Source organism: Enterobacter cloacae complex sp. CDL013 (assembly GCF_049238805.1).
Taxonomy (GTDB): Bacteria; Pseudomonadota; Gammaproteobacteria; order Enterobacterales; family Enterobacteriaceae; genus Enterobacter; species Enterobacter hormaechei_C.
Window position 1 is genome coordinate 406552 of record NZ_JBMKGT010000003.1, and the last position, 26538, is coordinate 433089.

The following is a 26538-nucleotide window of genomic DNA, read 5'->3' on the forward strand; positions in this document are numbered from 1 at the left end:
AAAACGCACCATGGCAGTGCAGGGTGCGTTTCAGTTTTGCACCAACGGTTAAGTCTGTTAGCGCATTGCCTTGTTATGGTGCATCAGGCGCTGAGTGACTCTTCCTCGCGCACGCTGGCGGCCAGTTCGTCGCCTGCCAGCTGCAACTGATACATCTGCCAGTAGCGTCCTTTTGCCTCAAGCAGCGCTCTGTGCGTACCCCGTTCAACGGCCTGGCCACGGTGCAGAACCAGAATGGTATCGGCATCGACGATCGTTGACAGGCGGTGGGCGATCACCACCAGCGTAGTGTGATCCCGCACGGCAGCCAGCGCCTGCTGGATCGCCTGCTCGGTACCGGAGTCAATGCTTGCTGTCGCTTCATCCAGAATTAACACCTGCGGCGTCTCAATCAGCACGCGCGCCAGCGCCAGAAGTTGCTTTTGCCCGACGGAGAGGTTGTTGCCCTGCTCACCCAGCCGGGTATTGATCCCCTCGCTTAACCCGCGCGCCAGATCCGCCAGCTGCACCGTTTCCAGCACCTCCCATACCTGCTCAGGGGTGAAAGGACGCCCCAGCGTCACGTTAGCATAAAAGGTATCCGCCAGCACCACCGGATCCTGCTGCACCATCGCGACGCCCTTACGCAACGCGTTGTGGCTAAGCGAGGCAAGCGGCCGTCCGTCCAGACGGATCTCCCCCTGCGTCAACGGATAGTAGCCCATCAGCAAACTGGCGAGCGTGCTTTTGCCGCTGCCGGTATGCCCAACCAGGGCGACAAAACCACGCGACGGTACCTCGAGGTTGATATCCTGCAAGACAAGCTGGTCGTCGCGGTAGGCAAACGAGACATGATCAAACGCTATGGATCCACTTTCCAGCGGACGTTCGTCATCGCCATAGGTCTGACGCGGCCTGTCCATGAGCTCGAATACACGTTCGCCCGCGACCACTGCCTGTTGCAGCATCGACTGCTGCGTGGTGAGTTCAATCAGCGGTTCGTTAAGGCGTCCGAGGTAACTGATAAACGCGTACAGTACCCCCACCTCGATGGTTCCGCGCGTCGTCAGGCCGAACAGCATCAGCAGTCCGCACAGCACCAGCGCCGAGAAGAGGCTCAGCAGCGGACGTAACAGGAAACCGTCCAGGCGTAACGTCTGCATCCGCGCCATATAATGCGAGCGGCTGGCTTCCCCCATTCGCTCACCAAAACGCGCCTGCTGGCGAAACTGCTGAATAACGCTCATGCCGTTGATCACTTCGTTGAAGCCATCATTGATATCTGCAAGGTAAGCGCGCACGCGGCGCACGATCGGCGTGCTGTAGCGCTGGTAAATCACCATCACGATCAGCACCGCCGGGAAAATGGTGATTGCCACCAGCGCCATCCGCCAGTCCAGGCTGAACATCGCCACCAGCATCGCGCCAATTAGCGCGGCACTGCGTAGAACCGTTGCAACAACGGTTACATAGAGGTCGCGGATCACCTCGGTGTCATTGGTGACGCGCGAAATAACCTGCCCGACCGGCTGGGTATCAAACTCGCTCAGCGGCTGGCGCAGCGCGGCATCCATCACGTCCGTGCGCAGCTGCTGCACCACGCCCACGGCGGCCCGGTTAAAGAGCAGTGACTGCGCGTAATGCAGCCCTGCCGCCGTCAGCTGTAGCCCGACGTACGCCACGCCCAGCCCGGCGACCAGGCCGAGAGGCAAATAGCTTTTCGCTACCATGTTATCGATGAAATAGCTGATAAGCAGCGGACCGGTCACCTCCGCAATCGCGGCGATCCACAGCAACAGCACGGCGATGGAAAGCGGTTTGCGCCACGGTGAGCCATAGGCCAGCAGCCGTTTTAACGTCGGCCACATCTGTCCAAACTTACGCATCGGCCACCTCCTCATCCAGCGCGGCTTCAAGCTGTTGATAGCGGTACATATCCCGATACCAGCCGGTCTGCGCGGCGAGCTGCTCATGCTGACCACGCTGGGCAATATGTCCGTGCTGAAGCACCAGAATTTCACTGGCTTCGGTAAGCGCCGACAGACGGTGCGCGCTGATGATGACCGTGCGCCCCTCTCCCCACTGGCGAAGGTTATGCAGAATTTGATGTTCAGTACGCCCGTCAACCGCGGACAGCGCATCATCCAGAATCAGGATCTCAGTGTCCAGCAGTAGCGCGCGGGCAATAGAGATACGCTGTTTTTGTCCGCCGGAGAGCATAACGCCCCGCTCACCCACTTCCGTGTCGTAGCCCTGCGGCAGGCGCAGAATATCCTCGTGGACGCTGGCCAGACGCGCCACGTGCTCGATCTGGTCCTGTGTCGCCGTCGGACACCCGAGCGCAATATTATTGGCAATGGTGTCTGAAAACAAAAACGGCGTCTGGCTGACGACCGCCAGGCGGCTGCGCCAGTCATCCAACAGCAGACGTGGCAGAGGGATGTCGTGAAAACGGATATCGCCTTCGCTCACGTCAAAATGGCGCTGAATCAGTGACAGAATGGTGCTTTTACCGGAGCCCGTCGGGCCGCAGATGCCCAGCATCTGACCAGGACGCAGCGTGAAACTGACGTTCTCAAGCACCGGATGTTCCGTTTGCGGGTAGATAAAGGCGCGGATATCAGCCTTGAGAATACCCGGACCTTCCGGTACCGGCTCGCTGCCATCGTTCACGACCGGCACTTCCGCCAGCATGGCGCGGATGCGGCTGTAAGCGGCGCTCCCACGTTCAACGATATTAAACATCCAGGCCAGCGCCAGCATCGGCCAGATCATCAGCCCAAGGTACATCGCAAAGCTGGTTAACTGCCCGAGGGTCATGGTGCCTCGCACCACCATCCAGCTGCCGCCGCCCACCGCCAGCAGGTTCGCCATACCAATCGCAATATAAATTGTCGGATCGAAACGGGCATCAATACGCGCCACGCGCATGTTTTTCGCGCCGGTATCGGCGGCGTCGGCGGCAAACAGCGCGGACTGGCGGTCTTCCAGACCAAACGCTTTGATCATGCGGATGCTGGTCATGCTCTCCTGGGTGCGATCGTTCAGCGACGAGAACGCCGCCTGCGCCAGCTTAAAGCGTTCATGGAGCTGCTCGCCGTAGCGGTTAATTGCCAGCGCCATCAGCGGCATTGGCAGCAGCGCCAGCAGCGTGAGCTCCCAGCTAATTTGCGTAGACATCACAATCAATACCGCACAGCCCATCACCAGGGAATCCACCAGCGTTAACACCCCTTCACCGGCGGCAAACACCACGCGGTCTACATCGTTAGTGGCGCGGGCGATGAGATCCCCGGTACGGTGACGCAGATAAAACTCAGGGTGCTGGCGGCTCAGCTGACGATAAAAGTCCTCTCGCAGCTCAACGGCAAGCTGATAGGACGCACCGAACAGCAGCACGCGCCAGACATAACGCAGCAGGTAAACCACCACGGCCGTCAGCACCAGCGTACCGACCCACATCATCACCCGTGCGGCGGTGTAATGTTGTTCGGTAACGCCATCCACGACGTATCCCACCACTTTGGGCGGGATCAGTTGCAGAATGGCAATGATAATAAGCAGGGCCACTGCGCCGAGGTAGCGTTGCCACTCCCGACGAAAGTACCAGCTTAATTGGGCAAATAATCGCACGCGGTCTTTTCCTGAAGGTATTTTAAGAAGTTATTCAATGGGTAACGCTGTGGTGTATTTAATCTGTTCCATGGCGAAGCTGGAGGTGACATCGGACAAGCCCGGTACGCTATTGACCAGCCGCTTGTAAAAATCATCGTAGCGCTTCATGTCTGCCACCTGAACGCGCATCAGATAGTCGTATTCCCCCGCCATGCGCCAGAAGCCGAGCACCTCGGGCATGTCGGAAACCTGCGTGACGAAGCGGCAGTACCATTCGCTGCTGTGATGCTGCGTTTTTATCAGGACGAAGGCGGTCAGTCCAAGCCCCAGTTTTTCGGGATCCAGCAGCGCCACACGTCCCAGCAGAATGCCATCATCTTCCAGCTTCTTGAGGCGCTTCCAGCACGGTGTGGTGGTCAGATTAACGGCATCTGCCAGCGCCTGCAAAGAGAGGGTACAGTCGCTTTGCAGCAAAGAAAGCAGCTTACGGTCAATTTTATCTAACATAGCCACCTCGAAGAGAAAATTATTCTCCTTACATTCTATTTTAAAGGTCAGATAGCAACAATTTTTTCTGTGCTTTTCGCTATGCTGGGCACAAAATGACAAACGGATAACTACGATGAATAGCACCTGGGTTAAACATGCCATCAGCGAAATAAATGCCGACTATCAGCGCTCGGCAGACACCCACTTGATCCGCCTGCCTCTGCCTGGATTTCCCGGCATTCAGCTTTACCTGAAGGATGAAAGCACCCATCCTACCGGCAGCCTGAAGCATCGCCTGGCGCGTTCACTCTTTTTATACGGTTTATGTAACGGCTGGATTAAAGAAGGCACCACGATTATTGAATCGTCGTCCGGATCAACTGCCGTCTCCGAAGCCTACTTTGCCCGCCTGCTGGGCCTCCCGTTTATCGCCGTGATGCCCTCCTGCACGGCGAAACGTAAAGTTGAACAGATCGAATTTTACGGCGGACGCTGCCACTTTGTGGACAGTGCCTGCGAAATCTATGCGGCCTCCGAAATGCTGGCCCGCGAGCTGAATGGTCACTATATGGACCAGTTCACCTTCGCCGAACGCGCCACCGACTGGCGCGGCAATAATAACATTGCGGACAGCATTTTCCGCCAGATGACCCATGAGCCGCATCCTGTCCCCTCTTACATTGTCATGAGCGCGGGCACGGGCGGAACCTCCGCCACCATCGGACGTTATATCCGCTGTCAGGGTTATGATACGCAGCTGATGGTGGTTGACCCGCAAAACTCGGTGTTCCTCGATTACTGGCAATCCCGCGATGCGAGCCTGCGCAGCCCCGTGGGGAGCAAGATCGAAGGGATTGGTCGCCCGCGCGTCGAACCCTCGTTCATTCCGGACGTTGTGGATGAAATGCTCCGCGTGCCGGATGCCGCCAGCGTCGCGACGGCGCACTGGCTGGAGACACAGCTTGGCCGTAAAGTCGGGGCTTCTACCGGCACCAATATGTGGGGCGCGCTACAGCTGGCCGCGAGGATGCGTGAAAAAGGCCGTACCGGCTCTGTCGTCACGCTGCTGTGCGACAGCGGGGAGCGATACCTGGACACCTATTACAACGCAGAATGGGTGCAGGCCAATATTGGCGATGTTGAGCCGTGGAAAGCGCAGATTTCGCAGCTGGTGAAATAAAAAAAGCCAGGCTTAGCCTGGCTTGCTGGAAGGGTCTCACTATTCGGGGGAATATGGGAGGTTATTTTTGTCCAGCCAATGCGTCAAAAAATGGGACACCGCTTCGTTACGACAGTGTCCGATAACCGGTAAATGCGGGAGCGCGGCGATAAGCTGCGGCATCGCGTTCCCCATAATCAGCCCACGACCTACGTTGCTCAGCATCTCGTGGTCGTTCATGGCGTCACCAAAGGCCATACAGTCCTGCATCGTCAGCCCAAGATGATCGCTCAGCACCGCCAGCGCGGATCCTTTGTTACAGCCCACCGGCAGCACTTCAAGACAGTCCACCGCCGAGAAGGTCAGGTGCGCCCGTTCGCCCAGCGCCTCGTTAAGCTGAATACGCAGACGGCAGAGATCGTCGTGATCGCCACAGAAGCAGATCTTGGTCACCTTGTGTGCCGGAATGCGGCGCAAATCGATAAGCTGATATTTAAAGCCGCTGTAAACGTGTGCGTGCAGCAAGGCCGGGATCTCACGCCCGGTAAACCAGCCTTCATCATTAAAAACATGCACGCTGGCCTGCGTATCCCAGGTGCTGTGCAGGACAATGTCCGCCACCTCCGGATTCAGATCCTGACGGTGCAGCACATCGCCGTCGACGGAGTGAATGCGCGTTCCGTTGCCGGTGATCAAGAACGCATCGAGGGCAAATGTCCCCAGCAGATGGCGCATCTCCAGCACATGACGACCAGTAGCAAACGTCAGGGTAACTTCACGCTCGCGCAGGCGCTTAAGAGTGTTCAGGGTTTTCTCCCCTAAACGGTGATCCGGCATTAACAGCGTGCCGTCCATATCAAATGCAGCGAGCCGAGCCATGATTACTCCCGAAATGTGATGCGGTTAACTTGTGCATCAGTATTACGTGGGATATACGGAAGTAATAGTGAATAGATGATAATTATTGTTCCGGGTTTTTCATGCGCCAGCTTAACCGTCTTAACCAGTATCAGCGTCTGTGGCACCCGTCTGCCGGCGCACCACAGCAGGTGACCATCAGTGAACTTGCCAGCCGCTGCTTTTGCAGCGAGCGACATGTTCGCACCCTGCTGCGCCAGGCGCAGGAGGCGGGCTGGCTAAGCTGGCACGCCCGCTCCGGACGAGGTAAGCGTGGGGAATTACGCTTTCACGTCACCCCGGATTCGTTGCGTAATACGATGATGGAAGAGGCCCTGAAAAGTGGACAGCAGCACAACGCGCTGGAGCTGGCCCAGCTCGCGCCTGAAGATTTGCGATCGCTGCTGCATCCGTTTATGGGCGGGCAGTGGCAGAACGATACGCCGACGCTGCGTATTCCCTACTATCGCTCGCTGGAGCCGCTTCAGCCGGGGTTTCTCCCTGGCCGGGCGGAGCAGCATCTGGCGGGACAGGTATTCTCTGGTTTGACGCGTTTTAATGGTAACAGCAGTGAACCCACGGGCGATCTGGCGCATCACTGGGAAGTCTCTGCTGACGGCCTGCGCTGGCATTTCTACATTCGCTCCACCCTGCACTGGCATAACGGCGATAAAATAGAGACGGCACAGCTCCGGCAAAGCCTGACGGCGCTGTTATCGCAGCCCGGCATGGGCACGCTGTTCCGCAGCGTCTTACGTATCGAAACCACGCACCCGCAGTGCCTGACGTTTATTCTCCATCAACCTGACTACTGGCTGGCGCACAGGCTGGCAACCTACTGTAGCCGTCTGGCGCATCCCGATTACCCTGTGGTAGGCAGCGGTCCCTTTCGGCTGAGCGTTTTTGAGCCTGAACTGGTGCGTCTGGAAAGCCACGAGCAGTATCATCTTGGCCATCCGTTGCTTAAGGCTATCGAGTACTGGATCACGCCCCAGCTTTTTGACTACAGTCTGGGCACCAGCTGTCGCCACCCGGTGCAAATCGCCATTGGCGAGGCCGACGAGCTGGCCAGCCTGCGGCTGGTGAGTAACAGCACCAGTCTGGGCTTCTGCTACCTCACGCTAAAACAGAGTCCACGTCTGAGCGAACTTCAGGCAAAGCGGCTGATTAATATCATTCATCTCTCAACGCTGCTGCACACGCTTCCCCTGAACGAAGGGCTCATCACTCCTACCGAGGAACTGCTTCCCGGCTGGGCGATCCCCCAGTGGCCTGATTTAACCGACGTTGCGCTGCCAGAGGCATTGACGCTGGTCTACCACCTGCCGGTTGAGCTTCACACCATGGCCAGCCAGTTAAAAGCATACCTTGCGCGGCAGGGTTGTGAACTGACCGTCATCTTTCATGACGCCAAAACGTGGGACGGGTGCCAGCAGCTTGCCGATGCAGACATCATGATGGGAGACAGACTGATTGGCGAAGCGCCGGCGTACACGCTTGAGCAGTGGCTCCGCTGCGATGCGCTCTGGCCGCATCTGCTGAGCGCACCGGCATTCGCCCATTTGCAGGCCACGCTGGATGCGGTGCAGTCGCAGGCCGACGAGCGTGACCGACACGCAGGACTTCAGGCTATATTCAGCCGGTTAATGGAGACAGCCGTCCTGACGCCGCTCTTTAACTACCAGTATCAAATCAGCGCGCCTCCGGGCGTCAACGGCATATGCCTTAACACTCGCGGCTGGTTTGACTTCACCGAAGCCTGGCTTCCTCCACCAAACGCGTGAAGAAGCTGGTCGCCGCTTTAGCCAGGCGTTAACATGACGCTTTTACTGTAACTGTCGAGATGATCTATGAAACGTGCCGTCGTCGTGTTCAGCGGAGGACAAGATTCCACCACCTGCCTGATTCAGGCGCTTCACCAGTATGATGAAGTGCACTGCGTCACTTTTGATTATGGTCAGCGTCATCGCGCTGAAATCGATGTCGCTCGTGAACTGGCTCTCAAACTGGGCGCCCGCGCTCATAAAGTGCTGGACGTGACGCTGTTAAATGAACTGGCCGTCAGCAGCCTCACCCGCGACAGCATTCCGGTGCCTGATTACGAACCGGATGCCAGCGGCATTCCGAACACCTTCGTACCGGGCCGCAACATTCTCTTCCTGACCCTGACGGCAATATACGCTTATCAGGTGAAGGCCGAAGCGGTGATCACGGGCGTGTGCGAAACCGACTTCTCTGGCTACCCGGACTGCCGGGATGAATTCGTGAAAGCACTCAATCACGCCGTCGATCTGGGAATGGCAAAAGAGACCCGCTTCGAAACGCCGCTGATGTGGCTGGATAAGGCTGAAACCTGGGCGCTGGCCGACTACTGGGGCAAGCTGGATGTCGTTCGCAACGAGACCCTGACCTGCTACAACGGCATTAAAGGGGACGGCTGTGGGCAGTGTGCCGCCTGTAACCTGCGCGCGAACGGTCTGAATCATTATTTTGCGGATAAAGCGGGCGTGATGGCCGCAATGCAGAAAAAGACCGGGCTGAAATAAGGGCTACCTGACCGTGCTGTCGAACAGTTTTACACCGGCAGCACGGGTAATTTTCATCAGTGTAGTCAGCGTTGGGTTACCATTTTCGGACAGGGTACGGTATAGCTGCTGACGTGAAAGCCCCGCTTTGGCTGAAATCTCTCCAATACCGCCGCGCGCTTCGATAACGCGTCTGAGGGCAATCAAATAGGCTGGGATCCCCTGGTCCTCGTAAATTTCATCCAGTGCAATTTGCAGATAGAGTTGCGCGTAAGAAGGATTTTCGCGCAGCATTTTGACTACAGCTTCATCATGGCTGACGGTACTTGAGAATTTTCGCTCACTTTTGCTCATGGAGTTTATCCTTTTGATGATCTTTCCAGTAATCTATTGCCAGCATCACATCCGCTTTCTGGCTCTTTTTGTCACCGCCGATCAGCAACAATAAGATTTCCCGGTGCTGGACCGCAAAATAGACTCGATAACCGGGACCACAATCAACCTTCAACTCCCAGACACCCTCTCTGAGATAACGGTAATCGCCAAAATTCCCCTTCTCAGCGCGGTCGATTCGCAGAAGGATCCGAAACGCCAGCTCCGGATCCTTTCGTCTCAACTTTGCTACCCAATCCTCAAACGGTATTTTTCCGTCGCGGGTTCGGTAACGTTTAACAACGTAGTCCCTGTTCATGATTTTATCCCTGAAAACCCTTCTTGTCTTTTATAAAAGACAAAAATTTACGCGATCATCAGCTCCAGCTTTTCGCGCAACTCCCCTTCCAGCGGCAACGCTTTCTGGGTTTTGAGATCGATACAGACAAAGGTGATCAGCGCATCGGCCACAATCTGCCCTTCTGGCTCCAGCGTAACGACCTGGCTCAATACACCACTTTTGCCATTCAGTTGTTGGACCTCACTGGTCACGGTGAGCACATCCCCCAGCACAGCCGGGCGGCGGTAGTTAATGTTGATATTGACGACCACAAACGCGATGTTGTGTGCGGTTAGCCACTGGAAGCTTTCGCTGTTCTCCAGGCCGTCCCAGCGCGCCTCTTCAAGAAATTCGAGGTAGCGGGCGTTATTGACGTGCTGGTAAACATCGAGGTGATAACCACGGACTTTGATTTGTGTCTGCATAGCGCAATAGCCTTTCGTTGTTATAGGTTCAGAGGTCATAACTGGTATGACCTCTTTATCCTGGCAAATTTTTGCCGCAGTGCAAGTGATTACGCGATTACAGCGTCAGGTGTGCGAGATTGCGCTCAACCAGCGCGCTGCCCATACCCGGCACCTGCTTGAGATCGTCAAGGGTTTTGAAAGGACCATACTCTTCACGATAGCTGACGATGGCCTGCGCTTTTTTGAGGCCCACGCCATTCATTACGCGGGCAAGATCGTCCGCAGAGGCAGTATTAATACTGACCCGCGTACCCTCGTCCTCAATGGCTTTCGTGCTGGCCGTCGCGTTGGCTTTAACCTGACCTTGTGACGTTGCATCGGCCTGAGTTTGTGCAGCCTGGGCTTTAGACGAGGGTGACGCCGCCAGCGCGCCCGCACTCATCCCGGAAGTGGCAATAGCCAGTGTAATTAACAGTGCTTTGATTCCACATTTCATGCTGTTTTCTCCTTGTTTGTTGACAGCCATGCCACGATAGCCGCACGGGAAAACAGGGACAAACAGCAGATTGCAGAAATGGAAAAGGCCGCGAAAGCGGCCTTTAGTTTTTGCAGAACGTTACGAAAATCTGCGAGCAGACACGTAATTATTGCTCCTGAGTGACCACATCACCCAGCTTGATTTTGGCTTCTTTACGCAGGTTGCTCATCAACGCTTCGAAAGCAATCTGGGCATTGTTCTGGGTAATTCCCTGAACCATGGCCTTCTTCTGCGCGTCTGGCAGCGTGCCGGCTTTCACTTCATCCAGCGCCAGAACCACCACGTTACCCTGCATATCGGTCGTGGTGCCAAAGACAGGTTTGTCTTTCGCCGGCAGGCTCAGGCCAAACGCCGCCTGGCTGACAGGATCCTGACCGGTACGGCTAAGCGTTTTTGCTTCGCCAAAGCTCAGGCCAGCCGCTTTCAGCGCATCGTTCTTACCGGCTTTCAGGTCGGCCAGAATTTTCTCTGCATCCAGTTTTGCCTGCTGTGCCGCTTTGTTATGTTTGACCAGCGCCACCACCTGATCTTTCACTTCCGCCAAGGGCTTCACTGCCTCAGCTTTGTGCTCGCTGACGCGCAGTACGAACGCACGGTCACCGTCAACGGTAATGATGTCTGAGTTGCTGCCCGGCGTACCGTTCTCACCGACCAGACCACCATTGAAAATAGCATCTGAAACCGGTTTGAAGTTCAGTTCTTCCGGCAGGTTTTCATGGCTGAACCAGCCCGTCTCAACCGCCTTCACGCCAGCAGCCTGCTCAGCGCCCGCCAGTGATTCGTTGTCGTTGCTTGCGGCATCGCTCACTTTCTGTTGCAGAGCATAGAAGGCATCCAGCGCTTTCTCCTGCTTCACTTTCGCAGCGATATCATCACGAACGTCAGCCAGCGGCTTGGTTTTCGCCGCCACAACATCGTCCAGACGCGCCACCAGGAAGCCGACGGAGGATTTGATTACACCAGACAGTTGGCCTTTCTCTTTCAGGCCTGCATTTTTCAGCTCATCCGGGGTAGTTGACTCTTCCAGCCAGCCCATATCACCGCCGTTTTTGGCAGAAATAATGTCGGTGGATTTTGCTTTCGCTAAGGTGGCGAAATCAGCGCCTTTGTTCAGCTCGTCCAGTACGGCTTTCGCTTCTGCTTCCGTTTTGGTCTGGATCACGCTGTAACGGTTACGCTGCGGCTGAGTAAACTGATCCTGATGCTGGTCGTAATAAGACTGGATCTCGGCGTCAGTCGCATTTTCCTGCATCGCAGCTGCATCCAGCTTGATATAGCTTACGCGGAACTGTTCCGGAGAGATGAAGTTGTTCTTGTTTTGCTCGTAGTAAGCATTAACTTCAGCGTCGCTAACCTGCTGTTTCGCTGCCAGTGCGTTGACATCAATCGTCGCTTCACGCACCACGCGTTGCTGCGCCACCAGTGCCGCCAGCTCTTCAGTTTCACCTTTCAGCATGAAATCGGTGCCCACCACCGCGTTGATCAGCTGTTGCGTGGTCAACTGGTTACGCAGTGCCTGAGCGTACTGGTCAGCCGTCATACCCATCTGGTTAACAATGCTGTTGTAACGCGCGTTGTCGAACTTCCCATTAGACTGGAAAGCCTGCGTCGAGAAGATGGCTTTTTTAACCTGCTCATCGCTGATGCCCAGACCCAGGCTTTTCGCGTACTGATCCAGCAGCGCCTCGTCAATAAGGCGGTTTAGCGTCTGCTGACGCAGGTTTTTCATATAGCCTTCGTTGGCTGCAAGTTCAGAGTATTGGTCGCCCAGCTGTTGCTGCATGCGGTTACGTTCACCAGCAAAAGCGTTCTCGAACTGCCCACGGCTAATTTCCTGGCCATTCACTTTTGCGGCGTAGTTCGCGCCACCGCCGATGAGGTAACTACTCACACCGGTCAATATGAACGACACGATAATGATACCGAAAATAATCTTGAGCACGAGACTGTTAGCAGCCGTGCGTAAGCTGTCCATCATGGTGTAACAACACTCCGCTGTAGGTGACTGGTTACCTGACGCTGACGGAAAATCCTGACCGTCGCGCGTAAAAGCGTATTGTGACAAGAAAACAGGGCAATTGTCAGCCCACAACTCGCATAAACTCGCACAAATCAGGTCTGGACAAACAAAAAAGGCACATCAAACGATGCGCCCTTGTACTTTTCAGCTTCCCTGGAGCGGGAAAGCAATCAGTTTACTGCGTCTTTCAGCGCTTTACCTGCACGGAAACCCGGCACTTTAGCGGCAGCAATGGTGATCTCTTTGCCGGTCTGAGGGTTGCGGCCAGTACGGGCTGCACGCTCTTTAACCGCAAAAGTACCGAAGCCTACCAGTGCAACGTCGTCCCCAGCTTGCAGAGATTCAGTAACAGAAGCAATTAAAGCATCTAAAGCACGTCCAGCTGCCGCTTTAGAAATATCAGCACCCGCAGCAATTTTGTCAATCAGTTGAGATTTATTCACTGTTCTCTTCCTCTCTTTATAATTTATATCGCACCTGAATCCTTCACAGCGCGACCGCGCAGCAGTTATATCAGTCCTGCTATGACCTTACAACACCCGTTGTTGATGACTAACCCAATCAGCAATCTAAATTAGCTATACAAAAAAAGGCTGGCAAGTACGAAATGACTTACCAGCCTTGTTTTTATTGGCGCTCTTTGCGCGAGGTCACTATTTTGCAGTTACAACCTGCATTCCGGACGGTTCATTTTGCAGTGCGAGAGTCAGAACTTCCTCAATGCGTTTCACCGGATGGATCTGCAAATCGGCAATAACGTTGTCCGGAATCTCTTCCAGATCGCGTTTATTCTCGTAAGGGATCAATACGGTTTTGATCCCACCGCGGTGTGCCGCCAGCAGTTTTTCTTTCAATCCGCCGATAGGCAGTACCTGACCACGCAGCGTAATTTCACCGGTCATGGCCACATCAGCACGAACCGGATTACCTGTCAGGCAGGAAACCAGCGCAGTACACATGGCAATACCCGCGCTTGGGCCATCTTTCGGCGTCGCCCCTTCCGGAACGTGAACGTGAATGTCGCGTTTTTCGTAGAAATCAGGGTTGATACCCAGTTTTTCCGCACGCGCGCGCACCACGGTCAGCGCCGCCTGGATGGACTCCTGCATCACTTCACCCAGCGAACCGGTGTAGGTCAGCTTGCCTTTGCCCGGAACACAGGCGGTTTCAATGGTCAGCAGATCGCCGCCCACTTCCGTCCATGCCAGACCGGTCACCTGACCAACACGGTTTTCGTTGTCTGCGCGACCGTAGTCGAAGCGTTGAACGCCCAGGTACGTATGCAGATTGTCGCCGTTAATCACGATGTGCTTCAGGCTCTTATCCAGCAGCAGCTGTTTCACCGCCTTACGGCACAGCTTAGAGATCTCACGTTCGAGGCTACGCACACCCGCTTCACGGGTGTAGTAACGAATAATGCCGACAATGGCGCTGTCCTCAACGGTCAGCTCGTTGGCTTTAAGCGCGTTACGCTCAATCTGCTTCGGCAGCAGGTGCTGTTTGGCAATGTTCAGCTTCTCGTCTTCGGTATAACCGGACAGACGGATCACTTCCATACGGTCCAGCAGCGGTGCCGGAATGTTCATGGAGTTCGACGTCGCCACGAACATCACATCGCTCAGGTCGTAATCCACTTCCAGGTAGTGATCGCTAAACGCCACGTTCTGCTCTGGATCAAGCACTTCCAGCAGCGCCGACGCCGGATCGCCACGCATGTCTGAAGACATTTTGTCGATCTCATCGAGCAGGAACAGCGGGTTTTTGACGCCCACTTTCGCCATTTTCTGGATAAGCTTGCCCGGCATGGAACCGATGTAGGTACGGCGGTGACCGCGGATTTCCGCTTCATCACGCACGCCGCCCAGCGCCATACGGATGTACTTACGCCCTGTCGCTTTGGCGATGGACTGGCCCAGAGAGGTTTTACCCACCCCTGGAGGCCCTACCAGGCACAGGATTGGGCCTTTGATTTTGTTCACTCGGCTCTGTACCGCGAGGTACTCAAGAATGCGGTCTTTCACACGTTCCAGGCCGTAGTGGTCGGTATCCAGGATCTCCTGGGCCTGACGCAGGTCTTTTTTGACCTTGCTGCGGGCATTCCACGGAACCTGCACCATCCACTCAATGTAGCCGCGTACAACGGTCGCTTCCGCCGACATCGGAGACATCATTTTCAGCTTCTGCAACTCAGCTTCAGCTTTCTCTTTCGCCTCTTTCGGCATCTTCGCCGCGTCGATCTTACGCTTCAGCGCTTCGTTTTCATCCGGCGCATCGTCCATCTCGCCGAGCTCTTTCTGAATGGCTTTCATTTGCTCGTTCAGATAGTACTCACGCTGCGATTTTTCCATCTGCTTTTTGACGCGGTTGCGAATGCGCTTCTCAACCTGGAGCAGATCGATCTCAGACTCCATCATCGCCATCAGGTATTCCAGACGTTCGTTAACGTCGGACATTTCCAGCACGGACTGTTTGTCAGCCAGCTTCAGCGGCATATGCGCAGCGATGGTATCCGCCAGACGTGCAGGATCGTCGATGCTGTTCAGCGACGTCAGCACTTCAGGTGGGATTTTCTTATTCAGCTTGATGTAGCCTTCGAACTGGCTGATCGCGGTGCGTACCAGCACTTCCTGCTCGCGCTCATCAAGTTCCGGTGAATCAAGGTACTCTGCCTTCGCAGAGAAGTGCTCGCCATCGTCTGACAGAGTGGTAATACGCGCACGCTGTAAGCCTTCCACCAGCACCTTCACGGTGCCGTCTGGCAGCTTCAGCATCTGCAAAATAGAGGCCACGGTCCCGACGGTGAAAAGATCGTTTACACCCGGCTCATCCGTTGATGCTTCTTTCTGCGCGACCAACATGATTTTTTTATCATGATCCATGGCGGCTTCGAGGCAACGGATAGATTTTTCCCGCCCTACAAATAAGGGTATGACCATGTGCGGATAAACCACCACATCGCGCAACGGCAATACGGGGATTTCAATGCGTTCAGAACGCTCAGGATTCATAGAGCTCTCTCTTAGTTTAGTGTCCGCCAGGTAAACTGGTCATGTAACTGTGCTTCACACAACCATTAACATGTAATCCAGTATATGGGGATGTTTCCCATACATTCAACGCCATGAATACGGAAAAAGTAAAGGGGAGATAAAATCCCCCCTTTTTGATTAACTGATTGTATGAAATGGTGAATTATTCGCCAGATGCCTGCTGCGCTTCCGGTTTACCGTAAATCAGTAACGGCTTGGTCTGGCCACCAATGACGGACTCGTCGATCACGACTTTTTCGACGTCTTCCATAGAAGGAAGATCGTACATCGTGTCGAGCAATGCTGCTTCCACGATAGAACGCAGGCCACGGGCACCGGTTTTACGCGCCATCGCTTTCTTGGCAATCGCGTCCAACGCTTCGTCACGGAATTCCAGCTCAACGCCTTCCAGATTAAACAGCGCCTGATACTGCTTGGTCAGCGCGTTTTTCGGCTCTTTCAGGATCTGAATCAACGCGTCTTCGCTCAGTTCGTTCAGGGTCGCCACAACCGGCAGACGGCCGATAAATTCCGGAATCAAACCGAATTTGATCAGATCTTCCGGCTCAACCTGCGCCAGCAGCTGGCCTTCGTTTGGTTTTTCAGACGTGGCTTTCACCGTTGCGCCAAAACCAATGCCGGAGCCGGTTTCCACACGGTGAGAGATCACTTTATCCAGGCCTGCAAACGCACCACCACAGATAAACAGGATCTTAGAGGTATCAACCTGCAAGAATTCCTGCTGCGGATGTTTACGCCCACCCTGCGGTGGAACAGCCGCAACCGTACCTTCAATCAGCTTCAGGAGCGCCTGCTGCACGCCCTCGCCCGAGACGTCACGGGTGATGGACGGGTTGTCTGATTTACGAGAGATTTTGTCGATCTCATCGATATAGACGATCCCGCGCTGGGCTTTCTGTACGTCGTAATCGCACTTCTGGAGCAGCTTCTGGATAATATTTTCAACGTCTTCACCCACATAACCGGCTTCGGTCAGGGTGGTGGCATCCGCCATAGTGAACGGAACATCCAGCAGGCGCGCCAGCGTTTCTGCCAGCAGGGTTTTACCGGAACCGGTAGGCCCGATCAGCAGAATGTTACTTTTGCCCAGTTCTACGCCATTGCTGGTATCGCCGTTACGCAGACGTTTGTAGTGGTTGTATACCGCCACCGCCAGCACTTTTTTCGCCTGCTCCTGACCAATGACATAGTCATCCAGGTGGTGGCGAATCTCGTGTGGCGTTGGTAACGCGCTGCGCTCACGGTGCGGCGCGACTTCTTTAATCTCTTCGCGAATGATGTCGTTACATAAATCGACGCATTCGTCGCAGATATACACGGACGGCCCGGCAATCAGTTTACGCACTTCATGCTGGCTTTTGCCGCAAAAAGAGCAGTACAGCAGTTTGCCCGAACCATCTTTGCGTTTATCTGTCATGAGTCCAAACCTCTTTTTAAGTTCTATGTGCCGCACATGACGACGCAAATGCCATTCTCAGACGCAAGCTGCTTACAGGCAACGTGCCGCCCTACCTTAGTATAGCGGCACACTCGCGTCGCGGGCATCAATTACGATGGGTCAAAATGGAGTCGACTAAGCCGTACTCAACTGCCTCTGGCGCAGAGAGGAAGCGATCGCGCTCGGTATCGCGCTCGATCTGCTCGAGAGGTTGACCCGTATGCTGCGCCATAAGTTCATTCATGCGCGCTTTTACTTTCAGAATTTCTCGGGCGTGGATTTCAATATCCGTCGCCTGGCCCTGGTAACCACCCAGCGGCTGGTGAATCATCACGCGGGAGTTAGGCAGGCAGAAACGCTTACCTTTCGCCCCTGCGGTTAACAGGAAAGCCCCCATGGACGCCGCCTGCCCCATACAGATGGTGCTGACATCCGGCTTGATGAATTGCATGGTGTCATAAATAGACATGCCCGCCGTAATCACACCGCCCGGCGAGTTGATATACAGGTAAATGTCTTTTTCCGGGTTTTCCGCTTCCAGGAACAGCATCTGCGCCACGATCAGGTTAGCCATATGGTCTTCCACCTGGCCGGTCAGAAAGATAACGCGTTCCTTGAGCAGACGGGAATAGATATCGAAAGAACGCTCACCGCGTGAGGTCTGTTCAATAACCATTGGCACCAGCGCCATATGGGGTGCAAAGTTATCTCGTTCGCCACTGTATGACATTTCCGTCTCCTGGTTCAAAATTGAAAACACCTGCTGTACTGATTGTAACCTTATGGACGGATTATCAGCCAGTCTCAATCATCGTGATTACATACTAATGGGGGTCGCCATGCCCTATTTCAAGCATAACAACGTTTTGTTGTAACGCTAACACTGAAAGGGCGTTTTAGCACCCTTCCAGGACTAAAGCTGTGATAAAAAAAACCCGTCGCCGGAGGGCAACGGGTTTTTTGTTCAAACTTTAAACCGTTGGGGCGAAATTACGCCTGCTGGTTCATCAGTTCGGTGAAAGAGGTCTCTTTTTCGGTGACTTTCGCTTTCGCCAGTACCGCTTCTACAGCCTGCTCTTCCAACGCGACGTTGCGCATGTTGTCCATCAGCTCTTTGTTCTTACCGTAGAACTCGATCACTTCTGATGGATCTTCGTATGCAGAAGCCATCTCTTCGATCAGGCCTTTCACACGCTCTTCGTCAGCTTTCAGCTCGTGGGTACGAATCACTTCGCCCAGCAGCAGGCCAACAACAACGCGACGTTTCGCTTGCTCTTCGAACAGCTCGCGTGGCAGTTCCATCGCTTGCTGCTGGTTGCCACCGAAGCGCTGTGCAGCCTGACGGCGCAGAACGTCGATTTCGCTGTCGATCAGGGCAGCAGGAACGTCGATGTCGTTCGCTTTCACCAGACCTTCAATCGCCTGAGACTTCACGCGGTTACGTACAGCGCCGTTCAGCTCGCGCTCCATGTTTTTACGCACTTCGGTACGCAGGCCCGCAACAGAACCGTCTTCCACGCCGAAACGCTTGATGAATTCTTCAGTCAGTTCTGGCAGTTCGCGCTCTTCCACTTTCTTCAGGTTGATAACGAACTTCGCTGCTTTACCTTTCAGGTTTTCAGCGTGGTATTCTTCAGGGAAGGTCACGTCGATGGTGAACTCTTCGCCCGCTTTGTGGCCTTTGATACCGTCTTCGAAGCCTGGGATCATACGACCCTGGCCCATCGCCAGTACGAAATCAGACGCTTTACCGCCTTCGAACTCTTCGCCGTCTACAGAACCGGTGAAGTCGATGGTTACGCGGTCTTCTGCGTCAACAGCGCCTTCTTTCTCTTTCCAGTTCGCCTGCTGCTTACGCAGGGTATCCAGCATGCCGTCAACGTCTTCGTCGGTCACGGAAACGATCGGTTTTTCAACTTCGATAGATTCCAGACCTTTCAGCTCAACTTCCGGGTACACTTCGAACTCTACGGAGTAGGTGAAGTCTTCGCCCTGCTTGTATTCGCCTGGAACGTAGTTCGGCGCACCGGCTGGATTGATTTTTTCTTTGATGATCGCGTCGATAAAGTTGCGGCTCATCAGTTCACCCAGCACATCCTGACGCACGGAAGCGCCATAACGCTGAGCAACAACATTCATTGGTACTTTGCCCTTGCGGAAGCCGTCAATACGTACTTTTTTTGCTACGTTGACCAGCTCGCTTTTCACAGCAGTTTCGATGCTGTCAGCAGCGATAGTAATCGTTACACGGCGGCCAAGGCCTTGAGTGGTTTCAACTGAAACTTGCATCTTGTTACCTCAAAAAAATCACAGTGCTCGGTCAACTCTGAATCTGTCTGTTATACCGGGATGCTCTCTTATGTGCAGATTCACATTCCCTGTCGCCAGAATCATCCCGAAGACATTCAATAAGACGCGGCATTATAGCGGCATCACTTAGGTGAGTCGAGAACGGTTGGAGCATGTTGCTGCGGCTTTTTTCACACTTTAAGGCTATTTTTAGCCCTAAAAACGCGCCATCCGCTCAAAACTCAGACAAAACAAAACGGCCCGAAGGCCGTCTTGACGAAATCTGTAAGCAACATACTGGAAAAACTCCGGCGGTTGCAAATCCGATTTATCAGGCGATGGTGCCTGCACCCCGACAAGGCGGTGATGCGAATACCGTATCCTGTAGCCCTTCCCATTCCTTAATGGTGTAGGTATGCAGCGCCAGCGCATGTACGGTTGTGGAGAGTTCTTCCGTCAAGGTGCTGTAGATCAAGCGGTGTCGGTTCAGGAAACGTTCTCCCGTGAAGCGATCGCTGACCAGAACCACTTTAAAGTGGCTTTCAGAACCTGCCGGCACGTTATGACGATAGCTTTCGTCGACAACTTCGAGAAACACAGGGTTGAACGCTGCCCTTAATTTTTCTTCTATCTGTTCACGTATCATCATGAAATCACTCCTCCGACAACGCTAAGATGTCACCCATCCCTTTAAATATTAGCCGCTTTTACCGGTTCCATTACACCTTGACAACAAATATTTAGCTTTCGTCTGATTTTCTCACCCAAACGAATGAAGTTCACTATGTGGTTCATACGTTTTGTCACTTACAGGCAGAGAAAAGCGGAAAGGTGGTCAGTTTTCGGACAAGGCGATGAATTTACATGCGTTGACCACTTCCCCTGGCCGTTAGCGATGTTATGATGGCGGCAATTTTTCTCTTTTTGCTTACGATTCGTTGAGAACCCGAAAATGTTAAAAAAACTCTTCTTTCCGTTGGTAGCACTCTTTATGCTCGCCGGCTGCGCGACTCCGCCGACGACCATTGACGTTTCACCAAAAATTACCCTGCCTCAGCAGGATCCAAGCCTGATGGGCGTTACGGTCAGCATTAATGGCGCCGATCAGCGTCAGGACCAGGCGCTGGCGAAAGTGACTCGCGACAACCAGCAGGTCACGCTGACCGCCTCCCGCGACCTGCGCTTCCTGTTGCAGGAAGTGCTGGAGAAACAGATGACCTCCCGCGGCTACATGATTGGCCCAAGCGGCGCGGTTGATCTGCAAATCATCGTGAACAACCTGTACGCTGACGTCTCCCAGGGTAACGTTCGCTACAACATTGCGACTAAAGCCGATATCGCCATCATCGCTACCGCGAAGAACGGCAACAAAATGAACAAAAACTACCGTGCGAGCTATTCCGTTGAAGGCGCATTCCAGGCCTCCAACAAAAATATCGCTGACGCGGTTAACAGCGTGCTGACTGACACCATTGCCGACATGGCACAGGACACCAGCATTCACGACTTCATCAAGCAGAACGCCCGTTAATCCTGCTGACTGACCCGGTGCTTCACCGGGTCAGTTCATAAGAACATGTCCAGTCACTACTTACGCATTTTCCAGCAACCGAAATCAGCTATTCTGCTGATCCTTGGTTTCGCCTCCGGTTTGCCCCTTGCGCTCACCTCCGGCACGTTACAGGCGTGGATGACGGTTGAGAACATCGATCTTAAAACCATTGGTTTCTTCTCGCTCGTCGGCCAGGCTTACGTCTTTAAGTTCCTGTGGTCGCCGGTGATGGATCGCTATACCCCACCGTTCCTCGGGCGCCGTCGCGGTTGGTTAGCGATGACGCAGGCGCTGCTGTTGCTGGCCATTGCCGCAATGGGTTTCCTTGAGCCGTCAACACAGCTGCGCTGGATGGCCGCGCTTGCGGTGGTCATCGCCTTCTGCTCCGCTTCGCAGGACATTGTTTTTGACGCCTGGAAGACGGACGTCCTGCCAGCGGAAGAGCGTGGTGCCGGTGCGGCAATCAGCGTGCTTGGCTACCGCCTGGGTATGCTGGTTTCCGGCGGGCTGGCCCTCTGGCTTGCCGACCGCTATCTCGGCTGGCAGGGAATGTACTGGCTGATGGCCGCTCTGCTGATCCCCTGCATTATTGCCACGCTATTCGCGCCTGAACCGAGCGATGTGATTCCGGTTCCCCGCTCGCTGGAGCAGGCCGTCGCCGCACCGCTCCGCGACTTCTTTGGTCGCAATAATGCCTGGCTGATCCTGCTGCTGATTGTCCTTTATAAGCTCGGCGACGCTTTCGCCATGAGTCTGACCACCACCTTCCTGATCCGCGGCGTCGGGTTTGATGCGGGGGAGGTCGGCGTGGTGAACAAAACCCTGGGGCTGTTTGCCACGATCGTCGGCGCGCTGTACGGCGGCGTATTGATGCAGCGTCTGTCGCTGTTCCGTGCTCTGCTGATCTTCGGCATCCTTCAGGGCGCTTCGAATGCCGGTTACTGGCTGCTGTCGATCACCGACAAGCATATGATCAGCATGGCGACGGCGGTATTCTTTGAAAATCTGTGCGGAGGTATGGGCACAGCGGCATTTGTCGCCCTGCTGATGACGCTGTGCAATAAGTCATTTTCCGCCACCCAGTTTGCCCTGCTCTCTGCCCTCTCAGCCGTCGGGCGCGTGTACGTAGGTCCCGTCGCGGGCTGGTTTGTTGAAGCCCACGGCTGGCCGACATTTTATCTCTTCTCGGTGGTGGCGGCTGTGCCGGGGATTTTATTGTTGCTGGTCTGTCGCCAGACGCTGGAATATACCCAGCGGACGGAACACTTCATGCCGCGCACGGAATATCAGGCTGCCTACCGGTTTGCCCTGCGTCTGCTGATGGCAGGTTGTCTTGCGCTGGTAGTGTGGCTCGCGGTACTCATTATCAATGCGACGACCACCTTGTCGCTTCCTTTTGAAACCCAGCTGCTTGATGCAGGCGTGTTTCTCGCCATCGTGGGTATCCTGACCGGTGGGATGCTGGATTTCATGTCACTGCGGAAAACGCAGATGACATGAAGTAAAAAGCGAAAGGTTATTTCCCGTTGTAATAACGACACGAAATTATAACGGCGAAATAACCGCCATCGGCAAAAAAAATATTTGTTGTTTTGTGCGGGATAGCATTCGGAAATTATTGGAGCTTATTTCGCTACGCTATTTTCCGTTAAACGATTCAGCATTCGAAAGATTGAATTTTCGTTTTTTAGTTGTCTTTTTATTGATAATTAATTGTTAATTATTTGTGTATTTTCCGCAATGGTTATACCAATTGTCCCTTTTGCGGTATGCTGGGGCACCCTTTCGTTATAACGCCCACTCCGTGCGGCTTCCCCCGGAAAACGCGACATAATTTGCAACACTTGTGACATGTGCGGCAGAACCCGGTAACACCTTCCTGACACAGGGCTAATGATGTTTACAGTAATGTAACCTTCCCGTAAAATGCCCCCACACTTTAAACGCCACCAGACTCCCGTGGAATTGAGGTCGTTAAATGAGACTCAGGAAATACAATAAAAGTTTGGGATGGTTGTCATTATTCGCAGGCACTGTATTACTCAGTGGCTGCGATTCTGCACTACTAGACCCCAAAGGACAGATTGGACTGGAACAACGTTCATTGATACTGACGGCTTTTGGCCTGATGTTGATTGTGGTTATTCCTGCCATCTTGATGGCTGTTGGTTTCGCCTGGAAGTATCGTGCGAGCAATAAAGATGCGAAGTATAGCCCTAACTGGTCACACTCCAATAAAGTGGAAGCTGTGGTCTGGACGGTACCTATTCTGATCATCCTGTTCCTTGCTGTACTGACCTGGAAAACCACTCACGCACTTGAGCCGAGCAAACCGCTGGTTCACGATGAAAAACCGATTACCATTGAAGTGGTCTCCATGGACTGGAAATGGTTCTTCATCTATCCAGAACAGGGCATTGCTACCGTGAATGAAATCGCCTTCCCGGCGAACACTCCGGTTCAGTTCAAAGTGACCTCCAACTCCGTAATGAACTCCTTCTTCATCCCACGTCTGGGTAGCCAGATTTACGCGATGGCCGGTATGCAGACTAACCTGCACCTGATCGCGAATGAAGCAGGCACCTACGACGGTATCTCCGCCAGCTATAGTGGCCCGGGCTTCTCGGGTATGAAGTTCAAAGCTATCGCTACGCCAGACCGCGCGACTTTCGACCAGTGGGTTGCAAAAGCGAAGCAGTCTACCAACACCATGTCTGACATGGCGGCGTTCGAAAAAGTGGCTGCACCTAGCGAATACAACAAGGTGGAGTACTTCTCTAACGTGAAACCGAATCTGTTCAAAGATGTTATTGGCAAATTTATGGATCACGGCATGAGCATGGACATGACCCAGCCTGAAGGCGAGCACAACACGCACCAGGGTATGGAAGGCATGGACATGAGCCACGCGGAAACCGCTCACTAAGGGGCCGAGGAAGAAAATGTTCGGAAAATTGACACTGGATGCAGTGCCCTACCATGAACCGATTATTATGGTTACGGTGGCTGCAATTATCATTGGTGGCGCGGCCTTAGTTGGCCTGATCACTTACTTCGGTAAGTGGAGCTACCTGTGGAATGAGTGGCTGACTTCGGTTGACCACAAAAAACTCGGTATCATGTACTGCATCGTCGGTATCGTCATGTTAATTCGTGGCTTTGCGGATGCAATCATGATGCGTAGCCAGCAGGCGCTTGCGTCTGCGGGCGAAGCCGGCTTCCTGCCACCGCACCACTACGATCAGATCTTTACCGCCCACGGCGTTATCATGATCTTCTTCGTGGCGATGCCGCTGGTAATCGGTCTGATGAACGTGGTCGTTCCGCTGCAAATCGGCGCGCGCGACGTTGCGTTCCCGTTCCTGAACAACCTGAGCTTCTGGTTCACGGTTGTCGGCGTTATCCTGGTTAACCTGTCACTGGGTGTGGGCGAATTTGCTCAGACCGGCTGGCTGGCCTACCCGCCGCTGTCGGGAATTGAATACAGTCCGGGCGTGGGCGTTGACTACTGGATTTGGGCGCTTCAGCTCTCCGGTGTCGGTACCACTCTGACCGGTATTAACTTCTTCGTGACCATCCTGAAGATGCGTGCACCAGGTATGACGATGTTCAAGATGCCAGTATTTACCTGGGCATCTCTGTGCGCCAACGTCCTGATTATCGCGTCGTTCCCAATTCTGACCGTCACCATCGCGCTGCTGACCCTGGATCGCTATCTGGGTACCCATTTCTTCACGAATGATATGGGTGGCAACATGATGATGTACATCAACCTGATTTGGGCCTGGGGTCACCCGGAAGTGTACATCCTGGTTCTGCCGGTGTTCGGTGTGTTCTCCGAAATCGCGGCAACCTTCTCGCGTAAACGTCTGTTTGGTTACACCTCTCTGGTGTGGGCAACCGTATGTATTACCGTTCTGTCGTTCATTGTCTGGCTGCACCACTTCTTCACCATGGGTGCGGGTGCCAACGTAAACGCCTTCTTCGGTATTACCACCATGATTATCGCGATCCCGACCGGGGTTAAGATCTTCAACTGGCTGTTCACCATGTACCAGGGTCGTATCGTGTTCCACTCAGCCATGCTGTGGACCATCGGCTTCATCGTGACCTTCTCCGTAGGTGGGATGACCGGGGTACTGCTGGCGGTACCTGGTGCTGACTTCGTTCTGCACAACAGTCTGTTCCTGATTGCGCACTTCCATAACGTTATCATCGGTGGCGTGGTCTTCGGCTGCTTCGCTGGCGTAACCTACTGGTGGCCAAAAGCGTTCGGCTTCACGCTGAACGAGAAATGGGGTAAACGCGCGTTCTGGTTCTGGATCATTGGCTTCTTCGTAGCATTTATGCCGCTGTACGTGCTGGGCTTCATGGGTATGACCCGTCGTCTGAGCCAGCAGATCGATCCGCAGTTCCACCCAATGCTGATGATTGCAGCGGGCGGCGCAGCGCTGATTGCCTGCGGTATTCTGTGCCAGCTGATTCAGTACTACGTGTCTATCCGTGACCGTAACCTGAACCGCGACCTGACCGGTGACCCGTGGGGTGGCCGTACGCTGGAGTGGTCTACCTCTTCTCCACCTCCGTTCTATAACTTTGCCGTAGTGCCACACATTCATGAGCGTGACGCATTCTGGGAAATGAAAGAAAAAGGTGAAGCGTACAAGCAACCTGAACATTACGAAGAGATCCATATGCCGAAAAACAGCGGTGCGGGCATCGTCATTGCCGCCTTCGCAACGGTATTTGGTTTCGCAATGATCTGGCACATCTGGTGGATGGCGATTGTTGGCTTCGCTGGCATCGTAATCAGCTGGATTGTGAAGAGCTTTGACGAGGACGTGGACTACTACGTACCAGTCCGTGAAGTTGAAAAGCTGGAAAACCAGCATTTTGACGAGATTTCTAAAGCGGGGCTGAAAAATGGCAACTGATACTCTGGCGCACTCGACTGCCCACGCGCATGAACATGCGCACCATGATACAGGACCGACGAAAGTCTTCGGTTTCTGGATCTACCTGATGAGCGACTGCATCCTGTTCTGCTGTCTGTTCGCAACCTATGCCGTTCTGGTGAACGGCACAGCGGGCGGCCCGACCGGTAAGGACATCTTTGAGCTGCCGTTCGTACTGGTTGAAACCGCACTGCTGTTATTCAGCTCCATCACCTACGGCATGGCGGCTATCGCCATGTACAAAAACAACAAGAGCCAGGTTGTCTCCTGGCTGGCGTTGACCTGGCTGTTTGGTGCTGGCTTTATCGGGATGGAAATCTATGAATTCCATCACCTGATCATGGAAGGTTTCGGCCCGGATCGTAGCGGCTTCCTGTCAGCGTTCTTCGCGCTGGTCGGCACCCACGGTCTGCACGTGACCTCGGGTCTGATCTGGATGGCGGTACTGATGTTCCAGATCTCCCGTCGCGGCCTGACCAGTACTAACCGTACCCGTATTATGTGCCTGAGCCTGTTCTGGCACTTCCTGGACGTGGTATGGATCTGTGTGTTCTCTGTTGTCTATCTGATGGGGGCGATGTAATGAGTCATTCTAACGATCATGGCGCTTCCCACGGCAGCGTAAAAACCTACATGACAGGTTTCATCCTGTCGATCATTCTGACGGTGATCCCGTTCTGGATGGTGATGAACGGTTCTGCATCTAAGCCGGTTATCCTGGGCGCAATCCTGGTGACCGCGGTGATTCAGATTCTGGTGCATCTGGTTTGCTTCCTGCACATGAACACCAAGTCCGATGAAGGCTGGAACATGACGGCCTTTATCTTTACCGTGATTATCATCGCTATCCTGGTAGTCGGTTCCATCTGGATTATGTGGAACCTTAACTACAACATGATGGTTCACTAAGAGC

24 protein-coding genes are annotated in these 26538 nt (G+C 54.1%); 9 read left to right on the top strand and 15 right to left on the bottom strand.

Features of this window, described 5'->3' with window-relative positions; translation table 11 throughout:
* Positions 1 to 83 precede the first annotated feature (83 nt).
* Genes ACOTXD_RS07660 through ACOTXD_RS07670 form a run of 3 tightly spaced genes read right to left on the bottom strand, consistent with a single transcriptional unit; the run spans position 84 to position 4101 of the window.
* The gene (locus ACOTXD_RS07660) at positions 84 to 1865 is read right to left on the bottom strand and encodes a SmdB family multidrug efflux ABC transporter permease/ATP-binding protein (protein ID WP_022650484.1); all 1782 of its coding nucleotides are present in this window, start codon (positions 1863 to 1865) and stop codon (positions 84 to 86) included.
* Positions 1858 to 3612, bottom strand: coding sequence for a SmdA family multidrug ABC transporter permease/ATP-binding protein (locus tag ACOTXD_RS07665; RefSeq protein ID WP_061855949.1), 1755 nt, complete (start codon positions 3610 to 3612; stop codon positions 1858 to 1860). Before ACOTXD_RS07665 ends, ACOTXD_RS07660 begins: the two co-directional genes overlap by 8 nt.
* A gap of 30 nt (positions 3613 to 3642) precedes the next feature.
* Positions 3643 to 4101: an Lrp/AsnC family transcriptional regulator gene (locus ACOTXD_RS07670; RefSeq protein ID WP_015571267.1), complete on the bottom strand. Its 459-nt coding sequence runs from the start codon at positions 4099 to 4101 to the stop codon at positions 3643 to 3645.
* A 115-nt stretch (positions 4102 to 4216) separates the two neighbouring features.
* Here ACOTXD_RS07670 and ACOTXD_RS07675 point away from each other — a divergent pair, with 115 nt between their 5' ends.
* A complete protein-coding gene (locus ACOTXD_RS07675; protein WP_061855950.1) occupies positions 4217 to 5263 on the top strand; it encodes a PLP-dependent cysteine synthase family protein in 1047 nt (348 codons plus the stop codon).
* 39 nt (positions 5264 to 5302) lie between these two features.
* Here the strand turns inward: ACOTXD_RS07675 and cof are convergent, their stop codons facing one another.
* Positions 5303 to 6121 (bottom strand): HMP-PP phosphatase, encoded by an 819-nt coding sequence (gene cof, locus ACOTXD_RS07680; RefSeq protein WP_003859037.1) that lies wholly within the window; start codon positions 6119 to 6121, stop codon positions 5303 to 5305.
* 101 nt (positions 6122 to 6222) lie between these two features.
* On the opposite strand from cof, the gene ACOTXD_RS07685 reads away from it, so the two are divergent.
* Both ACOTXD_RS07685 and queC read left to right on the top strand, forming a co-directional pair.
* A complete protein-coding gene (locus tag ACOTXD_RS07685) occupies positions 6223 to 7923 on the top strand; it encodes an SgrR family transcriptional regulator (protein WP_058663283.1) in 1701 nt (566 codons plus the stop codon).
* A gap of 66 nt (positions 7924 to 7989) precedes the next feature.
* Positions 7990 to 8685 carry a 7-cyano-7-deazaguanine synthase QueC gene (gene queC / locus ACOTXD_RS07690; RefSeq protein ID WP_015571271.1) on the top strand — a complete coding sequence of 232 codons (696 nt, stop codon included), beginning with the start codon at positions 7990 to 7992 and terminating at the stop codon, positions 8683 to 8685.
* Positions 8686 to 8688: 3 nt separating this feature from the next.
* Here queC and ACOTXD_RS07695 read toward each other — a convergent pair whose 3' ends face one another.
* From ACOTXD_RS07695 to bolA, 11 genes are all read right to left on the bottom strand, one after another.
* Complete coding sequence (locus ACOTXD_RS07695; protein WP_022650480.1) at positions 8689 to 9018, bottom strand: DNA-binding protein; 330 nt, start codon at positions 9016 to 9018, stop codon at positions 8689 to 8691.
* Entirely contained in the window at positions 9005 to 9355 is a 351-nt protein-coding gene (locus ACOTXD_RS07700) for a type II toxin-antitoxin system RelE/ParE family toxin (protein ID WP_022650479.1), read from the bottom strand. The genes ACOTXD_RS07695 and ACOTXD_RS07700 overlap by 14 nt, the downstream gene beginning before the upstream one ends.
* A gap of 47 nt (positions 9356 to 9402) precedes the next feature.
* Entirely contained in the window at positions 9403 to 9801 is a 399-nt protein-coding gene (locus ACOTXD_RS07705; protein ID WP_023315524.1) for a YbgC/FadM family acyl-CoA thioesterase, read from the bottom strand.
* A 97-nt stretch (positions 9802 to 9898) separates the two neighbouring features.
* Positions 9899 to 10279: a helix-hairpin-helix domain-containing protein gene (locus tag ACOTXD_RS07710; RefSeq protein ID WP_003859045.1), complete on the bottom strand. Its 381-nt coding sequence runs from the start codon at positions 10277 to 10279 to the stop codon at positions 9899 to 9901.
* A gap of 148 nt (positions 10280 to 10427) precedes the next feature.
* The gene (gene ppiD / locus ACOTXD_RS07715; protein ID WP_045142051.1) at positions 10428 to 12299 is read right to left on the bottom strand and encodes a peptidylprolyl isomerase; all 1872 of its coding nucleotides are present in this window, start codon (positions 12297 to 12299) and stop codon (positions 10428 to 10430) included.
* Between the two features lie 212 nt (positions 12300 to 12511).
* Positions 12512 to 12784, bottom strand: a complete 273-nt coding sequence (hupB, locus tag ACOTXD_RS07720) for a nucleoid-associated protein HU-beta (protein ID WP_002444653.1) — start codon at positions 12782 to 12784, stop codon at positions 12512 to 12514.
* A 210-nt stretch (positions 12785 to 12994) separates the two neighbouring features.
* Positions 12995 to 15349, bottom strand: a complete 2355-nt coding sequence (gene lon, locus ACOTXD_RS07725) for an endopeptidase La (protein ID WP_061855951.1) — start codon at positions 15347 to 15349, stop codon at positions 12995 to 12997.
* Between the two features lie 184 nt (positions 15350 to 15533).
* Positions 15534 to 16808 (bottom strand): ATP-dependent protease ATP-binding subunit ClpX, encoded by a 1275-nt coding sequence (gene clpX / locus ACOTXD_RS07730; RefSeq protein ID WP_006809879.1) that lies wholly within the window; start codon positions 16806 to 16808, stop codon positions 15534 to 15536.
* A gap of 127 nt (positions 16809 to 16935) precedes the next feature.
* Positions 16936 to 17559, bottom strand: coding sequence for an ATP-dependent Clp endopeptidase proteolytic subunit ClpP (gene clpP, locus ACOTXD_RS07735; protein ID WP_006809880.1), 624 nt, complete (start codon positions 17557 to 17559; stop codon positions 16936 to 16938).
* Positions 17560 to 17819: 260 nt separating this feature from the next.
* On the bottom strand, positions 17820 to 19118 hold the full coding sequence (gene tig, locus ACOTXD_RS07740) for a trigger factor (protein WP_015571277.1): 1299 nt from the start codon (positions 19116 to 19118) through the stop codon (positions 17820 to 17822).
* A 331-nt stretch (positions 19119 to 19449) separates the two neighbouring features.
* Positions 19450 to 19767: a transcriptional regulator BolA gene (bolA, locus tag ACOTXD_RS07745; protein WP_003859051.1), complete on the bottom strand. Its 318-nt coding sequence runs from the start codon at positions 19765 to 19767 to the stop codon at positions 19450 to 19452.
* 303 nt (positions 19768 to 20070) lie between these two features.
* Here bolA and ACOTXD_RS07750 point away from each other — a divergent pair, with 303 nt between their 5' ends.
* The 6 genes from ACOTXD_RS07750 to ACOTXD_RS07775 all read left to right on the top strand — a co-directional run bounded on the left by ACOTXD_RS07750 (position 20071) and on the right by ACOTXD_RS07775 (position 26534).
* On the top strand, positions 20071 to 20649 hold the full coding sequence (locus tag ACOTXD_RS07750; protein WP_003859052.1) for a lipoprotein: 579 nt from the start codon (positions 20071 to 20073) through the stop codon (positions 20647 to 20649).
* A 45-nt stretch (positions 20650 to 20694) separates the two neighbouring features.
* Positions 20695 to 22170, top strand: coding sequence for a muropeptide MFS transporter AmpG (ampG, locus tag ACOTXD_RS07755; protein ID WP_045346365.1), 1476 nt, complete (start codon positions 20695 to 20697; stop codon positions 22168 to 22170).
* Positions 22171 to 22648: 478 nt separating this feature from the next.
* Complete coding sequence (cyoA, locus tag ACOTXD_RS07760) at positions 22649 to 23596, top strand: cytochrome o ubiquinol oxidase subunit II (RefSeq protein ID WP_003859054.1); 948 nt, start codon at positions 22649 to 22651, stop codon at positions 23594 to 23596.
* A 16-nt stretch (positions 23597 to 23612) separates the two neighbouring features.
* Positions 23613 to 25604: a cytochrome o ubiquinol oxidase subunit I gene (gene cyoB, locus ACOTXD_RS07765; RefSeq protein ID WP_022650473.1), complete on the top strand. Its 1992-nt coding sequence runs from the start codon at positions 23613 to 23615 to the stop codon at positions 25602 to 25604.
* Complete coding sequence (locus ACOTXD_RS07770; RefSeq protein ID WP_003859057.1) at positions 25594 to 26208, top strand: cytochrome o ubiquinol oxidase subunit III; 615 nt, start codon at positions 25594 to 25596, stop codon at positions 26206 to 26208. The genes cyoB and ACOTXD_RS07770 overlap by 11 nt, the downstream gene beginning before the upstream one ends.
* On the top strand, positions 26208 to 26534 hold the full coding sequence (locus ACOTXD_RS07775) for a cytochrome o ubiquinol oxidase subunit IV (protein WP_006809888.1): 327 nt from the start codon (positions 26208 to 26210) through the stop codon (positions 26532 to 26534). Before ACOTXD_RS07770 ends, ACOTXD_RS07775 begins: the two co-directional genes overlap by 1 nt.
* The last annotated feature ends 4 nt before the right edge of the window (positions 26535 to 26538 follow it).

Excerpts from the sequence above, each read along its gene's own strand:
- ACOTXD_RS07660 (WP_022650484.1), bottom strand. The coding sequence starts at position 1,865 with ATGCGTAAGTTTGGACAGATGTGGCCGACGTTAAAACGGCTGCTGGCC.
- ACOTXD_RS07670 (WP_015571267.1), bottom strand. The coding sequence starts at position 4,101 with ATGTTAGATAAAATTGACCGTAAGCTGCTTTCTTTGCTGCAAAGCGAC.
- ACOTXD_RS07675 (WP_061855950.1), top strand. The coding sequence starts at position 4,217 with ATGAATAGCACCTGGGTTAAACATGCCATCAGCGAAATAAATGCCGAC.
- cof (WP_003859037.1), bottom strand. The coding sequence starts at position 6,121 with ATGGCTCGGCTCGCTGCATTTGATATGGACGGCACGCTGTTAATGCCG.
- ACOTXD_RS07685 (WP_058663283.1), top strand. The coding sequence starts at position 6,223 with ATGCGCCAGCTTAACCGTCTTAACCAGTATCAGCGTCTGTGGCACCCG.
- queC (WP_015571271.1), top strand. The coding sequence starts at position 7,990 with ATGAAACGTGCCGTCGTCGTGTTCAGCGGAGGACAAGATTCCACCACC.
- ACOTXD_RS07695 (WP_022650480.1), bottom strand. The coding sequence starts at position 9,018 with ATGAGCAAAAGTGAGCGAAAATTCTCAAGTACCGTCAGCCATGATGAA.
- ACOTXD_RS07700 (WP_022650479.1), bottom strand. The coding sequence starts at position 9,355 with ATGAACAGGGACTACGTTGTTAAACGTTACCGAACCCGCGACGGAAAA.
- ACOTXD_RS07705 (WP_023315524.1), bottom strand. The coding sequence starts at position 9,801 with ATGCAGACACAAATCAAAGTCCGTGGTTATCACCTCGATGTTTACCAG.
- ACOTXD_RS07710 (WP_003859045.1), bottom strand. The coding sequence starts at position 10,279 with ATGAAATGTGGAATCAAAGCACTGTTAATTACACTGGCTATTGCCACT.
- ppiD (WP_045142051.1), bottom strand. The coding sequence starts at position 12,299 with ATGATGGACAGCTTACGCACGGCTGCTAACAGTCTCGTGCTCAAGATT.
- lon (WP_061855951.1), bottom strand. The coding sequence starts at position 15,349 with ATGAATCCTGAGCGTTCTGAACGCATTGAAATCCCCGTATTGCCGTTG.
- clpX (WP_006809879.1), bottom strand. The coding sequence starts at position 16,808 with ATGACAGATAAACGCAAAGATGGTTCGGGCAAACTGCTGTACTGCTCT.
- clpP (WP_006809880.1), bottom strand. The coding sequence starts at position 17,559 with ATGTCATACAGTGGCGAACGAGATAACTTTGCACCCCATATGGCGCTG.
- tig (WP_015571277.1), bottom strand. The coding sequence starts at position 19,118 with ATGCAAGTTTCAGTTGAAACCACTCAAGGCCTTGGCCGCCGTGTAACG.
- bolA (WP_003859051.1), bottom strand. The coding sequence starts at position 19,767 with ATGATGATACGTGAACAGATAGAAGAAAAATTAAGGGCAGCGTTCAAC.
- ACOTXD_RS07750 (WP_003859052.1), top strand. The coding sequence starts at position 20,071 with ATGTTAAAAAAACTCTTCTTTCCGTTGGTAGCACTCTTTATGCTCGCC.
- ampG (WP_045346365.1), top strand. The coding sequence starts at position 20,695 with ATGTCCAGTCACTACTTACGCATTTTCCAGCAACCGAAATCAGCTATT.
- cyoA (WP_003859054.1), top strand. The coding sequence starts at position 22,649 with ATGAGACTCAGGAAATACAATAAAAGTTTGGGATGGTTGTCATTATTC.
- cyoB (WP_022650473.1), top strand. The coding sequence starts at position 23,613 with ATGTTCGGAAAATTGACACTGGATGCAGTGCCCTACCATGAACCGATT.
- ACOTXD_RS07770 (WP_003859057.1), top strand. The coding sequence starts at position 25,594 with ATGGCAACTGATACTCTGGCGCACTCGACTGCCCACGCGCATGAACAT.
- ACOTXD_RS07775 (WP_006809888.1), top strand. The coding sequence starts at position 26,208 with ATGAGTCATTCTAACGATCATGGCGCTTCCCACGGCAGCGTAAAAACC.